Source organism: Blautia hominis (genome assembly GCA_002270465.1).
GTDB lineage: Bacteria > Bacillota > Clostridia > Lachnospirales > Lachnospiraceae > Blautia > Blautia hominis.
Map to the genome: position 1 here is coordinate 898,489 of NQOF01000003.1, position 14,466 is coordinate 912,954.

Annotated in this window: 9 protein-coding genes and 1 pseudogene; 6 read left to right on the top strand and 4 right to left on the bottom strand. The window is 46.7% G+C overall.

Annotated features, from left to right (window positions below):
- Nucleotides 1–2,010, bottom strand: a complete 2,010-nt coding sequence (locus CI595_RS14410; protein ID WP_095174310.1) for a right-handed parallel beta-helix repeat-containing protein — start codon at nt 2,008–2,010, stop codon at nt 1–3.
- 146 nt (nt 2,011–2,156) lie between these two features.
- Between CI595_RS14410 and CI595_RS14415 the strand changes: the two genes are divergently transcribed.
- Complete coding sequence (locus CI595_RS14415) at nt 2,157–3,089, top strand: AraC family transcriptional regulator (protein ID WP_095174311.1); 933 nt, start codon at nt 2,157–2,159, stop codon at nt 3,087–3,089.
- A gap of 15 nt (nt 3,090–3,104) precedes the next feature.
- Here the strand turns inward: CI595_RS14415 and CI595_RS14420 are convergent, their stop codons facing one another.
- The gene (locus CI595_RS14420; RefSeq protein ID WP_095174312.1) at nt 3,105–4,490 is read right to left on the bottom strand and encodes an MATE family efflux transporter; all 1,386 of its coding nucleotides are present in this window, start codon (nt 4,488–4,490) and stop codon (nt 3,105–3,107) included.
- A 332-nt stretch (nt 4,491–4,822) separates the two neighbouring features.
- Here CI595_RS14420 and CI595_RS14425 point away from each other — a divergent pair, with 332 nt between their 5' ends.
- The 3 genes from CI595_RS14425 (at nt 4,823) to CI595_RS14435 (ending at nt 11,523) form a co-directional block, all read left to right on the top strand.
- Nucleotides 4,823–9,112 (top strand): discoidin domain-containing protein, encoded by a 4,290-nt coding sequence (locus CI595_RS14425; RefSeq protein WP_095174313.1) that lies wholly within the window; start codon nt 4,823–4,825, stop codon nt 9,110–9,112.
- 235 nt (nt 9,113–9,347) lie between these two features.
- Entirely contained in the window at nt 9,348–9,569 is a 222-nt protein-coding gene (locus tag CI595_RS14430) for a cation transporter (protein WP_095174314.1), read from the top strand.
- Between the two features lie 58 nt (nt 9,570–9,627).
- Entirely contained in the window at nt 9,628–11,523 is a 1,896-nt protein-coding gene (locus tag CI595_RS14435) for a heavy metal translocating P-type ATPase (RefSeq protein ID WP_095174315.1), read from the top strand.
- A 639-nt stretch (nt 11,524–12,162) separates the two neighbouring features.
- Here CI595_RS14435 and CI595_RS27160 read toward each other — a convergent pair.
- Nucleotides 12,163–12,285, bottom strand: a complete 123-nt coding sequence (locus CI595_RS27160; protein WP_408608198.1) for a DUF6783 domain-containing protein — start codon at nt 12,283–12,285, stop codon at nt 12,163–12,165.
- 68 nt (nt 12,286–12,353) lie between these two features.
- Between CI595_RS27160 and CI595_RS14450 the strand changes: the two genes are divergently transcribed.
- On the top strand, nt 12,354–12,539 hold the full coding sequence (locus CI595_RS14450; protein WP_095174317.1) for a hypothetical protein: 186 nt from the start codon (nt 12,354–12,356) through the stop codon (nt 12,537–12,539).
- 68 nt (nt 12,540–12,607) lie between these two features.
- Entirely contained in the window at nt 12,608–14,224 is a 1,617-nt protein-coding gene (locus tag CI595_RS14455; RefSeq protein WP_095174353.1) for a recombinase family protein, read from the top strand.
- A 24-nt stretch (nt 14,225–14,248) separates the two neighbouring features.
- On the opposite strand, the pseudogene CI595_RS27170 reads toward CI595_RS14455, so the two are convergent.
- Nucleotides 14,249–14,347: pseudogene (locus CI595_RS27170) on the bottom strand (manganese catalase family protein); the annotation flags it as partial.
- Nucleotides 14,348–14,466: the final 119 nt, after the last annotated feature.

Below are 14,466 nucleotides of genomic sequence, written 5' to 3' on the forward strand. Positions count from 1 at the left end.
TTATAATACATCCTCTGCTTCACATCCGCAGGCAAAAGGTCCTGCAAGAGGCATCATATCGCGTTTTTTACCGAAATAATCCTGGTCAAACACAATAGGAGTTCCGTCAGGCGCTTCAAATTTCTGTTCCGGCTCAAAAGCCTCACCCAGCATTTCCGTGCTCACAAACGGGGTCTCAAATTTTGGAAGGAATTCATACAGATTCGTCTCCAGGCGGTATTCGCCGCCTTCTTCTTTCAATTCCAGTGTGATCTTGTGTTCCTCATCCACTTTATAATTTTCCTCTGCATCGCACGGTTTAGCGCCGTTAAAGTATACGTTGCCTCCGGTGTAGATAGGAAGATGGTCATAATAGATGTCTTTGTTGTCGTGGTCCACAGCAGTCTCTGCGTTGAAACGTCCAAAGTATGTCTCTGCCGTGGGATATCCGTCGTACGGTTTCGTACCGCAGATAAACTGGTATTTATCCATGGTTCCCATGCCTTCAGCCTCTGCATAGGCAACCAGGTCCCGGCGGATTTCCTTCTGTACAAATATGTTGTTGTAGAAGCGTGCATCACCGTGGAGGATGGTCATGAAACCGGCAACCTCTGTGCGGTGCGGAACGTGGTATGGTGTATATCTTGGGGTAGGCAGATGTTGACCGCCGTTATCCACTCCGGCGCCTACCCAGGTAAAGGAGCCTGCGATCAGGTTGTGTACAAGAGCAGTGCCCTGTGTGCTGATGCGGCATGCGCAGTCGGACAGGAGCAGGTTGTTGTCAACCAGTGTGGGACCATGGGAAACCTCTATAAAAATATCCTCAGCCAGAGCCAGTCCATTGGCGATCTTGGTACCTTTTGGCGGAACATTGTCGTGGAACAGGTTCTGTGTGACACGGGTTCCCTGTGCCTGCCAGTCAAGCCACAGACCACGGGTGCAGTGGTGGAAATGGTTGCGGCGGATGATCACATCAATGGCAGCATGCATTTTGATACCGCCGATTTCCGCACCGGCCAGGTCCTGTTTGTTATTGATATGGTGAATATGGTTGTCCTCTATGACAGAGAACACACCGCCTAAATGTCCTACAATTCCGGTCTGCCCACAGTCATGGATGTTACAGCGGCGGACTGTGTGAGAGCCGATGTTCTCTTTGGTCCATCCCTCTGTCTGTGCCTGGCAGATTGCATCACGTTCTGTCTGGGTGCCGTCTTTATAGAATTTGGTGGTCCACTTGTTTTCATTGTTGGGCTGCAGATATTTTCCGAGGGAAATACCGGAGCATTTGGAATCAGAGACTTCACAGTCCTCGATGATCCAGCCTTTTGACCAGTGAGGGCCGATCATGCCTTCCTGGTAAGCAGTGGGCGGTGCCCAGGTAGTAGCTGCCTGTTTTACGGTAAATCCGGACAGGGTGATGTAATTTACACCTGTCTTATCCGGATAGAAACAGTTTCGGCGCACATTGATCTCAACAGTTTCCTCATTAGGGTCAGTGCCCTGGAAATTGGCGTAGATTACCGTGAAGGCACCGTCCTGTTCGGTATACCATTTGTAGAGGGTAAAATCCGGGTCCCAGGAGCCTTTGTATACGGTCGGGTTTGCCACGTCTTCCAGTGAAAATGTCTCGTACATGGATTTGCCGTTTATGTATACTTCTCCGGTATGGACCGGTTCCTGAGCGCGGTACCAGTCACCTGCGATCACTGTGGTGTAGGGATTGTAGCTGCCGAAGATTCCATTAGGGATGCGGGCCATCCATACATTGCCTTGGTGCTGCGTCCAGTTTTTTACAGGTTCTGCACCGGTTATGACAGCGGCCAGCGGCTCTTCAGAGCGGTATACAATGCGGTTCTGGTCATCTGTACCGCCGTTTGCCGGATTTACATATTCCCGGTAGATACCGGGGGCTACCAGGACTTCATCACCTGCACAAGCGATCTTAGCTGCCTCGCTGATGGTCTGGAACGGTTTTTCTTTTGTACCGCATCCGTTTCTCGGAGCATTTGCGGCTACATAATAAATCATAGGTGTATCCTCCTTTGATCGTGTTAAGCGTATTTTCTATTGACCTTTTCGGTCTCGCAATAATATAATTATACTGTGGATTTAGGTATATAAAAATAATCATACTGCCTGAAAATATAAAAATCCTGCCATTTACGGAGGGGCCTATGGTACAATTCAGAAAATTTGATATAGACGGAAGAAAAAAAGAGAAAATCGTATTTCAAAACCAGATGCTTCACTATGGACTGTATGTGCCAAGGCCGGAGGCGTATTTCTTTGGGGATATTCCCTGGCATTGGCACGATGAATTTGAGTTCGGGCATATTTTAGGGGGAAGTATGCAGTATAAAACCAATCATCACGAATTTATACTGCATGAAGGAGACGGGATCTTTATCAATTCCGGTGTCCTGCATTATCTCCATCCCCTAAAGCCTGTGGAGGATGTGAGACTGCAGTCCCAGTTCTTTGACCGGTCTTTTTTGGCGGGTGCTTCCGGAAGTATACTGGACATTAAATATATTGCTCCGGTGTTGGAACAGAGACAGCTTGATGCAGTGCCGCTTTACTGTTCCGATGCGGGGAGCGCCAAATTTCTGGAAAAAATGAGAGAAGGCGCAGAGCTGAGCATCAAAGGGGAGCGTTTTTTTGAGCTGCGCCTCAGAAGCCTTTTTTCGGAACTCTGGGAGATTGTGTATTCCTGGGCCATGGATGAGAATAAGAAGGGAACAGGGTACAATACCCTGGAGGACGAACGGATCAAACAGATGCTGTCCTATATCCAGGAACATTACAGTGAGAAGATAACAGTAAAGGACATTGCTTCCAGTATACATATCAGTCAGCGGGAGTGCTACCGCTTGTTCCAGACAAGTCTTGGGGAGACACCCGGGGAATTTATGGTTTCCCTGCGCCTTCAGAAGGCGCAGGAGCTTCTGCGCTATACGGATAAAAGTGTCCTGGAGGTGGCTGTGGAGACCGGCTTTGGGACCAGCAGCTACTTTGGGAAAATTTTTAAGCAGTACCACCATATAACGCCGAAACAGTACAAAAAGCTCAATGTTGACAAGAGTGACCGCCCGGTACAGGATACTTGACAAACCGAATGTTTCTCATGCCGGCAGTTCCCCGTCCGCAGGCATCCGCTTTATCTCTTTCCGAACCAGAAGAACAGCCAGAATACCGGCAGCCCCATCTGCGATAGGACCTGCGTACATGACTCCGTCAATTCCCATAAAGAGCGGGAAGATCAGGATCAGCGGAATCAGAAACAGGATCTGCCTGGTCATGGAGAGCACGATGCCTCTGGCAGCTTTGCCGATGGAGGTGAAAAAGTTTGCTGTCACCGGCTGCAGGCCGTTTAAAAAAGTACAGAACATAAAAATGCGGAAATACTTCTGGGCAAATTGATAATAGAGTTTATCTCCGGAACCGAAAAGTCCCACGATCTGCCGGGGGAAAAGCTGGAAACATATAAAGGCGGCAACAGCCAGTATGGTTGCAGTTCCGGCAGCACACAGATAGGTCTTTTTTACACGGGTATAGTTTTTGGCTCCGTAATTGAACCCCACAATAGGCTGGGATCCTTGGGCAATCCCAATGACAATGGACAGAAACACCATGTTTACTTTGGCCACGATCCCTACCACAGCCAGAGGTATGTCGCTTCCGTAAACGGAATGTGAACCATAGTGGCGCAGGACATTGTTCATGGTTATCTGTACCACAGTGAGGGCCAGCTGGTTAAAGCAGGAGGCCATTCCAAGGGAGGCGATAGCCTGCACACAGGACATCCTGGGAATGAGATTCTTCAGCTTCAAATGTACGGTCTTATACCGCGGAAGATAGAAGAGGACCATACAGGCAGAAAAAACCTGACCGATCACGGTTGCCCATGCAGCACCGGCGATCCCCCAGCCAAAGGTAAAGATAAACAGAGGGTCCAGCACTGTGTTGATCAGTGCGCCGGAGACCATGGAGATCATGGAATATGTGGGACTGCCGTCTGCCCGGATTAAATGGTTGCCTCCGGTTGTCAGCATAAAAAAGGGGATACCCCAGGTAGTGATACCCACATAAGTCATGGCATAAGGCAGAACTTTTGGGGTAGCACCGAAGGCCAGGATCAGCGGTTTTAAAAACAGGCGGATAATGATTATCAGGACAATGCCGCACAGTATCAGACTGCCAAACCCGGTGCCTGCAATATGCTTTGCCTTTTCTTCATGCTTGCGTCCAAGTTCCAGATTAAAGTTGGATGCTCCTCCGATCCCTATAAGAAGAGCGATTGCCGTGGTTATGGTGGTGATAGGGAAAGCCACATTGGTTGCGGCGTTTCCGTACATACCGACACCCTGCCCGATGAAGATCTGGTCCACAATGTTATACAGTGCATTTACCAGCATACTGATAATGGCCGGCACTGCGAATTTGGGCAGTAATTTACCAATGGGACTGAATCCCAAAGGGTTTTCTTTTATCTGTTGTGTGTTCTCCATAAAATAACTCCATCCTTTCTAGTTTTATTTTAAGCGATTTTGAGGAGAAATCCAATATAAAATTTAAAAAAAGGGTTAGATTGCATAAAGAAGCTTGACAAAAAATTACTTGGGATAGTATAATTTTGCTTGAAATGGGTTTCAAATATAATTCGGAAATAAAATGCAGAAATACCAGGAAAAATCTTATATATTCCAGCACTATTTTTTTGTATATATTGAAACCGATTTCATATGGGAGGGTGTCCCCATATTGTACATAGCAAGTGATCATCCGGTCATCCGAAGCCTTGGAACAGGATGTGCTTGAATAAATTTTTAAGGAGAGAGTTATGGAACAGACAAAGGCGAAGAGAAAGCGGCGCTCAAAATTCCTGAGTGCCCTGCTGGCGGTCTGCGTAGTATTCTCAGGCGGCGGAATGACAGTTCCGGTGCAGGCGGATGCAGAACAGACGGAGCAGAACACCATTGTAAACGGAGCATTGTGGTATGATGACCGTGGAGAGAACATTCAGGGACACGGCGGCAATATCCTGGAGTATGAGGGCAGATATTACTGGGTAGGGGAGTACAAGGAGAACGCCAATTTCAGCGGCATTGCCCTTTATTCGTCCTCAGACCTGGCAGACTGGAAGTTTGAGAACATGATTCTGACACCGGATACGCCGGATGATGACGGCACCATAGGCTTCTGTACCATAGAGCGTCCAAAGCTGATTTATAATGGATCGGAATTTGTACTGTGGGCACATTGGGAAAACGGCAAAGATTATGGAGAATCAAAATTGATCGTAGCCAAATGTGATACGGTCAACGGTGATTACGAATTTGTAGATCGATTCAATCCCAAGTCCAGAACTTATAATGCGGAAACCGGTGAATATGAGATAACTACCAATCGTTCCCTGGATATGACTATTTACAATGATACGGAAACTGATGCGGATGGAACGATACATAACCAGGCATATCTGATTTCCGCCAATGGTCATAATATGGCACTTTATAAGCTGACCCAGGATTGTATGGATGTAATTCCTGAGGAGAGTTACCAGTTTTGGATGGGAGCAGGAAGGGAGGCTCCTGCCCTTGTAAAATCCGGGGATTATTACGTGCTGGTGACTTCAGGCCAGTCCGGCTGGTATCCCAATCAGTCCATGTACGGGTATACAAAGGATATCACAGATCCCAACGGATGGACACCGGCAGATGAACTGAAAACCATTGGAAACAATTCAACCTTTTACAGCCAGCCAACCAATATCGCTGCGATTGGGGATGGACAGTACATTTATATGGGCGACCGCTGGAATCCCAGTGCGTTGGGAAAATCCACATTCGTATGGCTTCCGCTCAATATAGAAGCCGGGGAGGATGGGGTTGCCGCATCCATGGATTATGTGGATGAGTGGTCATTTAATGCAGAAAGCGGTAAAGTTGAGCTTCCGGACAGCGAACTGGTATCACAGGTAAAAACAGCGGAGGCCAGCGTGGCAGGTAGTGATGCTCATCCGGTAGAGCAGGCTGTGGACGGCATTTGTGACACTACCTCGGAATGGGGGAACAGCAACTATTTTGCGCCTGCATCCGTGCCCTTTTCCTACACGATTGACCTGGAAGAGGTATATGATCTAAACAGATTTGACCTTTCCACACGTCTATGCAACGGCTCCGAGACTTATTACCAGTACCGTGTGGAGGGAAGCAATGACAAAGTAAACTGGGAACAGATTCTGGATGAGTCCTCCAATACAACTGCTGCCTTTAGAAGCAATCCTGTAAGCGGGTCCTACCGTTATGTGAGACTGACCGTGGACAATGTGGTCAATGCACATAACGGCAATGGGGCGGCCTGGGCAGCGGGACTGGTAGAGGTGGAAGTCTATGCCTCTCAAAAAACGGCTTCCCATGAAGTCCTGGATATTTTATATGAACAGTACAAATCCGTTGAGCAGGGCTATTACACCAGAGCTTCCTATAAAGAATTCCAGAAAGCACTGAAGACAGCAAAAGAAATTCTGGAAAAAGGGGAAGCGGCAGAGTCGGAATATAAAGATGCTGTAAAAGCGCTCAAGACTGCATACGAGGGGTTGAAAAAGGGTACCGGGACTCCGGTGAAAGTGACGGGAGCGGTCAGTGATACGGCAACTACAGCGGGCACACTTCCGGCATTGGCGCCTGTAGTGATGGTGGAGACACAGGAAGGTCTGTCCGCAGAGGCAGAGATTGACTGGAATATTTCAAAAGAACAGTTCACCTCCCCTTACAGTACAGTTTCTGTAGAGGGAGTAGTGAGAAATACGGATTTGAAAGTGAGCTGCAGTGTGGAAGTGATTCCGGATAACCTGATCTATTTTATTGACTGCGGTACACAGGGAACAGGCTCCGGGGCATTCAATGCAGTAGCTGCGTCAGGAATTGTGCTGAAGAATCAGGTATCTGACCAGGCCTATTCTGAGGAGAGCGGCTGGGGTATCTTAAGTGGATATGATGGAGCAAAGACAGGGGAACATGCTGATAAATTCACTACCGGATACTATGGAGTCAATGCAGCAGGAAAAGAGAAAGGCTATGCCTACAAATTTACATTGGATGCAGGGGAATATGATATTACAGTGCAGTCCCATGAGTGGTGGTCAGGCCCGCGTACCAGTAATTTTGAAGCTGTTTATACAACAGCAGCCGGTGAGTCACAGTCCGTTATGATCGCGGAAGGACTGTCTGTGGGAAATGGCTACAGCCCCAATGCAATAGGCAGCGGCAGGCTCACCCTGGAGGAAAAGACAGAGGTACAGCTTAATGTCTACGCTTCCACAAATCAAGGGGCAGTCATTACATTTCTGGGTATTGCAAAGACCGGTGAAAAACCCGACAAGGGAGAACTTATCCGTCTGTATGAAGCAAACAAGGATAAAGAATCCGAAAAATATACAGAGGAGAGCTGGCGGGCCTTTCAGGAAGCCCTTGACCGGGCAGATGCAGTCATCAGAAATGAGGAAGCAGATGCGGAAATGGTGAAGAACGCAAAAAATTCATTGGTAGAGGCTGTACTGAACTTAAGAGTTGATAAATCCGTACATACAGATGTGCTGGAAACATTGATTGGTCTGAATAAGAGCAAGAATCCGGAAGATTATACGAAAGATAGCTGGGCTGCCTTTGAGCAGACACTTTCAGCAGCCGTAAATCTCCTGGAACAGGGAGAATATACACAGGTATCTGTGGATGAAGCTGCCAATGCAATTTTGGAGGCAGCAGGAAAGCTGACTGCTTCCGCAAAGGCGGATAAAACCGATCTGCAGGCTCTCGCTTCCGTATTTGAGGAAAAGGATTTAAGCATTTATACAAGAGAAACCAGGGATATCTGCCAGGCAGCTTTAGACAATATGCAGACAGTCCTGGAAAATGACTCGGCTGTTCAGGCAGATGTGGATAGAGCAGCAGAGGCAGTGACAGATGCAGTGGCCGGGCTGGAACTTCAGGAAATAGGTGAAGGTGGAACGATTATAGGGCTTTCCAATCTTCTGGAGCTTTGTGTACAGTACAGAGAGGAAAATTATACACAGGACAACTGGAGTATTTATTCTGAGAAAAAGCAGGCAGCAGAGGCACTTCTTCAGAAGCTTTCAGTTACAGAAATTGTAGTAGAAAAGGAGGAATCCGAGGATACGGCAGCGGATATAAGCCAGGCAGAGATAGATGCAGCCGCCGCGGAACTTTACAGCGCCATGAAAGGCCTGGTGAAGATCCAGAAGGAAAATCTGGCGGACAAGACAGGACTGCAGAATCTTTATGAGATGACGGGCATTCTGTCAGAGAGTGATTATACAGCAGAAAGCTGGGAAAAGCTTGTAAAGGCGCAGGAGGCAGCCAAAGTGGTCCTGGATTCTGAGCTGGCTGACCAGCAGAAGACAGATGAGGCAGCAAACGCACTCCTTCAGGCGGCAAAAGAACTGGTAAGGGAAGAGGATGCTGCAAAACAGGCAGATAAGACATCCCTTCAGAATGTGTACGATGTGTGTGCAGGATATCTGGAGGAGAATTACACAAAAGAGAGCTGGGAGGCATTTAAGGCGGCAAAAGAACAGGCCGGTGTGGTACTTCAGAAAGAAGACGCCAGTCAGGCGGAAATCGACCAGGCAAAAGATACACTCCTCACAGCGATCAAAGGCCTTGTACAAGCGGAGCAGCCTCAGATTGCGGATAAGAGCAGTCTGCAGCAATTGTTCAATGCAGCGTCAAAGCTTAATAAGGAAGACTTTACAGAGGAATCCTGGAAGGCACTGCAGGCAGCGATGGAATCGGCAAAAAGTCTGCTGGCCTCCGAAGAGGCATCCCAGGAAGAAGTCAATACCGCTGCGGATGCTCTTGATAAAGCAGTGAAAGGTTTGAAGACGGCAGACAAGAAAGAGTCATCTGATAAGGAAAAAAATACGAATAACGGCACAGACACAGGGAATAAGAAGAATCCAAAGGCCAATACGGGAAATGCAGCTAAGATAAAAACAGGCGGCGTAAAAACAGGAGATTCCACCCCCATTGCTCTGTTTATAGGAACTGGAGGGATTGCGTTTGCCGGGATTACTTATCTTTTGGCATCCAGAAGAAAAAGAAACAAGTAGGGCGGCAAACCGGTGTGGATCTTTGCCGGTGAGAGTGAAGACAATGAGCACTATTAAATAAGTTTTAACCTGAAACAGAGCGGCAGCAGCTTGTAATGAGCGCTGACCGCTCTGTTTTTTAATTGTCTTTTAAAGAAAAGTATTGACAGAACCGAAAATACTTTGTATATTATATATGAACATATGAATAAGCGTTCATATGAAGGAAAAAATATTTAATAGGGAGAATAAAGTTATGAAAAAAACATTTAAGCTGTTAGATTTAGACTGTGCACACTGTGCCGCAAAAATTGAGGACTCCGTGAGAAAGATAGAAGGGGTAGCCGGTGCTGAAGTGAATTTTTTGAATCAAAAAATGGTTTTAGAGGCAGATCAGGAGCACTTTCAGGAGATTGCAGAGAAAGCGGTTACATTGATCCGAAAAATCGAACCGGATATCACAGTAAAGAAAATCTAAGTCAGTGGCGGCAGGCCTGCGGGACTGCCGCTGTCTATTCAAAGAAAGGATGAGAAAAATGACCAAAAAACAGAAAAAACAATTATACAGGATTCTGACGGCTGTTCTTATTTTCCTTCCGGTTTTATGGATTCCCATGAATGAAACAGGGAAATTTATAGGATTTCTGGTCTGTTATGCAGTGATCGGGTGGGACATTATCTGGAAAGCCATTTCCAATATTCTCCACGGTCAGGTGTTTGATGAAAATTTCCTGATGACAGTAGCCACTGTGGGTGCTATGTGCCTGGGAGACTACAAAGAGGGCGTTGCAGTCATGTTGTTTTATCAGGTGGGAGAGTTATTTCAGTCTTACGCTGTCAGCAGATCACGCCGTTCGATTGCGGGGCTGATGGATATCCGGCCTGACTATGCCAATGTGGTGCGGGAAGGAAAAGAAACCAGAGTTGACCCGGACGAAGTTCTTGTAGGAGATGTGATACTGGTGAAGCCGGGAGAACGGGTACCTCTTGACGGAACGGTTCTGGAGGGAAATTCCACTTTAGATACCTCCGCGCTCACCGGGGAATCCATGCCCAGGGAAATCGGAGCCGGCGCAGAAGTTATCAGTGGATGTATTAACCAGACAGGAACACTGAGAATCCGTGTAGGCAGGCCTTACGGAGAATCAACGGTATCTAAAATACTGGATTTGGTAGAGAATGCCAGCAGTAAGAAGTCAAGATCCGAGGCATTTATCACAAGATTTGCAAAATATTATACGCCTTCTGTCGTAGCCGCGGCCGCGCTGCTGGCTGTTTTACCTCCTCTGCTTATGGGGCAGGCATTTACACCATGGATACACAGAGCCCTCGCATTCCTTGTGATTTCCTGCCCGTGTGCCCTTGTGATCTCTGTACCCCTGAGTTTCTTCGGAGGAATCGGCGGTGCTTCAAAATGTGGTGTGCTGATCAAGGGAAGCAATTATCTGGAAGCTCTTGCAAAAGCAGAGACCGTGGTATTTGATAAAACAGGAACACTGACAAAAGGGTCCTTTGCTGTGACAAGATGTTATCCCCAGGGGATTTCCGGTGATAGATTGCTGGAACTGGCCGCCTGTGCGGAAAAAGACTCCAGCCATCCTATTTCCAGGTCTATTGTGAAAGCATACGGAAAAGATACAGAGCGGTTTGGGGTTACCGATGTGCAGGAGATCGCGGGCCATGGCATCTCTGTCTCTCTGGATGGGAAAAAGGTACTGGCCGGAAATACAAAGCTGATGAGATTAAAAAACATACCGTTTCAGCCTATTGCCGAAGCAGGTACAGTTGTGTATGTTGCCGAAGATGGGAAATACCGGGGGGCTGTCCTGATTGAGGATGAGATCAAGGAGGATGCAGCGTTTGCAGTCAGGGAACTGAAAAAAGCCGGTGTCCGGAAAACCGTTATGCTCACCGGAGACGCGAAAGCTGTGGGAGAAAAAGTGGCAGAAAAACTGGGGCTGGACCTGGCTTATACAGAACTGCTTCCTGCGGATAAAGTGGAGCATATGGAGAGACTGCTGGCAGAGACAAGCGAAAAGGGCAGGCTGGCCTTTGTTGGGGACGGAATCAACGATGCCCCTGTACTTGCCAGGGCTGACATCGGAATTGCCATGGGAGGTCTGGGGTCTGATGCGGCCATCGAAGCGGCAGACATTGTCATTATGACAGATGAGCCGTCAAAAATCGCGTCAGCTATGGGCATTTCAAGAAAAACACTGCGGATCGTCCGCCAGAATATAATATTTGCCCTGGGAGTCAAAGGCATTATGCTGCTTCTGGGAGCTTGTGGAATTGCGTCCATGTGGGCAGCTGTTTTTGCGGATGTAGGCGTATCTGTCATTGCCATCTTAAACGCAGTACGTGCACTGAGGGTGCCGAAGGAAGACAGAGTGCTGAAGAAGGAGAGCATCCGGGAGACTGCTGCTGCATAAATAAAGAGAAGTAAAATCAGTTTGTAACCGTTTGGCTCACATACGTCAATTTAAGAAATCTGCGAAGGTATACGAGGCGGCAGAAGTTTTTTGCGGGAAAGGTTTTAAATGTCATGGCATAAAAGCCAATCTTGCCGTACGCGAGGAGGTGTACCGCTGCTTTCAAGAATGTGTGGAAAAGCTTGGAAAGGATCTGGAAATCCTTGTGACTGCCCACGGGATTCAGAGACGTCATAGTGCATATGAAAGGTGCCTGTGTTTTTTGGCATCACATGCCAGTGATTATTTGGGCGGAGCCATAATTCCTGTGGATGGAGGATATCTTGTAAAGTAAAAAAAATAAGAAATGTATGACAGTAAGTACCTAAAAGCGGCAGAGAACAGCGGCCGCTTTCAGGTACTTTTTGCCTGTTATCCTGCCCGTATATCTGTACAGTGTCCAGGACATCAGTTTTAAGGTGATTCTTCAACAGATTTGCGTATTTGCTGCGCTGACTGTAAAAATCATTCTGCAGCCAAGCAAGAAAGAAGGTATTTATAGTTGACAGGAAACGTTCCGAGAAGTAACGGATCTTAAAGTGTGTTTGAAAATTGCTTTCGGCAAGATGTGCGTTACAGTTTATGCTTATTGAGCTTTGCTCAATATGATGTGGGAGATTTGACCTCGATGAGGGAGGCGCAGCGGGCTACGTTGACCGAATTGAGGGCAAATATACCGCGAAGTGGGGCGTGCGGATTGTCCGAATGAATTTTCAAACACACTCTGGGACAGAATGGCAAAAGTTTTGTTTCTGCATATTCTATTATAATGACAAAGCAGGGGATGCCATGTGGGAAATTATAATGAGAAGGATATCTGTATGCAGCAGAATGATATGGAGAATATTGTGCTGACGCCAAAACAACAGATGCATTTTTGCAGGCAGTTAAAACGGGGAATCTGTAAAGAGCTTCATGGAAGCGGCCTGCTGACAGATGAGCAGCTCAATCAGCTGCTGAATGAACTGGAACCATGAAATCATATGGCTGCCGGAATCATTTTCCGGGTCATATATTTTATATGATAAATTTGGAGGCTTTCCGGATGAAAAAGAAAGTAAGGGCAGCTGCGTACGGAAGAGTATCCACAGAGAAGGATGATCAGGTTAATTCCCTCATAAGCCAGCGGGAGTATTTTTCTGATTACATCCGTCAGCACGAAGAGTGGGAATTGACCGGTATTTATTATGATGAAGGTATCAGCGGAACCCAGACTGCAAACCGAAGAGGGTTTAACCGGATGATTCAGGATGCCATAGCAGGAAAAATAGATTTAATCCTTACAAAAGAAGTATCAAGATTTGCCAGAAACACGGTGGATACTCTTTCTTATATAAGAAAACTGAAGGAAAAGGGAGTCCGCGTTATTTTTACCATTGATAATATTGATACCATGGATGGAGATGGAGAACTACGTCTGTCTATCATGGCAACCCTTGCCCAGGATGAGAGCAGAAAGACATCGGAACGTGTGAAATGGGGACAGAAACGCAGGATGGAACAGGGGGTGGTATTTGGCAGGGACCTGCTTGGGTATACGGTGAAGGCGGGCAATTTATTTGTCAATGAGGAGGAGGCAGGAATCGTCAAAGCCATATTCCACAAATATACAAATGAACAAAAAGGCACGCATGTTATTGCCAGAGAGCTTACGGAGGAGGGGATACCGCCTAAACAGGGAGAGAGATGGTCTAATACTATGATTTTAAAAGTTCTGAAAAACGAGAAGTACGCAGGGGATCTGTGCCAGAAAAAAACAATCACCCCGGATTTCTTGTCCCACAGAAAAAAAAGAAATGAGGGGGAGGAGGAAATGGTATATTTAAAAAACCATCACACACCGGTCATTGACAGGGAACTGTGGGACAGAACACAGAGAGAGCTGAAAGTAAGATCCTCATCGCAGCAAAAAGTTGCTGGGCAATGCAGTCATTACTGGTGCAGTGGAAAAGTAAAATGCGGGGAATGCGGAGGAAGTTTCGTGATCCGTACAAAAAAACGCAGCGATGGAAGTATCTACAAAAGCTGGAGATGTTATAATCATGCAAATCATGGTAATTCCTGCTGCCAAAACACAGCAGTCAGTGACTTGGCGCTGCGCGCTTGTGTGTCTTATGCGGTAAAGCAGGTAAAGATTGAAAAGGATACTATAGCGGCAGAACTTTTACAGAGTATTAAAAGGCTGAAACGGACAGAGCTATACACGTACGATGACTCTTTTATTGAGAAAAGGATAGGAGAAATTCAGTCCAAAAAGAAAAAATGTGTGGATTTGGCGTTGGAGGGAATCTTAAATGCCAAAGAATTGGCTGAACAGAAAGATTGGTACGACGGGCAGATCAAAAGACTGGAAAGAAGGCTGCTAAAAATAGAAAAGGAGAAGGAAATTGAGGAGAAAGAAAGTAAGTGTCCGGAAAAATACATAAAAACGATCAATGATATCTTGCGTTTTCAGGAGAAGGAAGATGTCCTTTACCGAGAAATACTTGATAAAGCTGTCGTGTATCCTGGACAGATTGTTTGTGTATGGCTGAAAGATTTGCCGTTTGGGATAAAAATGCAGATACAAACCAGTGGCAAACGGGAAAATTATACTACAGAAATCCTGGATGTGTGTCTTGTTAAGAAAAATATGAATAATGACATGTTGGTGGAAATGTAAAAGGGGGCAAAGCGGTAACGATATACCTATATCATTCAGGGTACCCATGGCGATGCGGTTAGGCATTGCGAAACGTTGTGACAGATAACGCATAGAAGCGGCGATTTCTCCATCAGGTCCACCGGAGTGCAGTAACCTATAATTGTGCCTGAAGCCCGCATAAACAGCGGGATTTCAGGCTTTTTGACAAATAAAGTATTACGGAAATATGAAGATTTGGATAGTATGCAATTGTCTAGGAA

Coding starts and splice junctions, on each gene's coding strand:
- CI595_RS14420 (WP_095174312.1), bottom strand. CDS start 4,490: ATGGAGAACACACAACAGATAAAAGAAAACCCTTTGGGATTCAGTCCC.
- CI595_RS14425 (WP_095174313.1), top strand. CDS start 4,823: ATGGAACAGACAAAGGCGAAGAGAAAGCGGCGCTCAAAATTCCTGAGT.
- CI595_RS14435 (WP_095174315.1), top strand. CDS start 9,628: ATGACCAAAAAACAGAAAAAACAATTATACAGGATTCTGACGGCTGTT.
- CI595_RS14410 (WP_095174310.1), bottom strand. CDS start 2,010: ATGATTTATTATGTAGCCGCAAATGCTCCGAGAAACGGATGCGGTACA.
- CI595_RS14455 (WP_095174353.1), top strand. CDS start 12,608: ATGAAAAAGAAAGTAAGGGCAGCTGCGTACGGAAGAGTATCCACAGAG.
- CI595_RS14430 (WP_095174314.1), top strand. CDS start 9,348: ATGAAAAAAACATTTAAGCTGTTAGATTTAGACTGTGCACACTGTGCC.
- CI595_RS14415 (WP_095174311.1), top strand. CDS start 2,157: ATGGTACAATTCAGAAAATTTGATATAGACGGAAGAAAAAAAGAGAAA.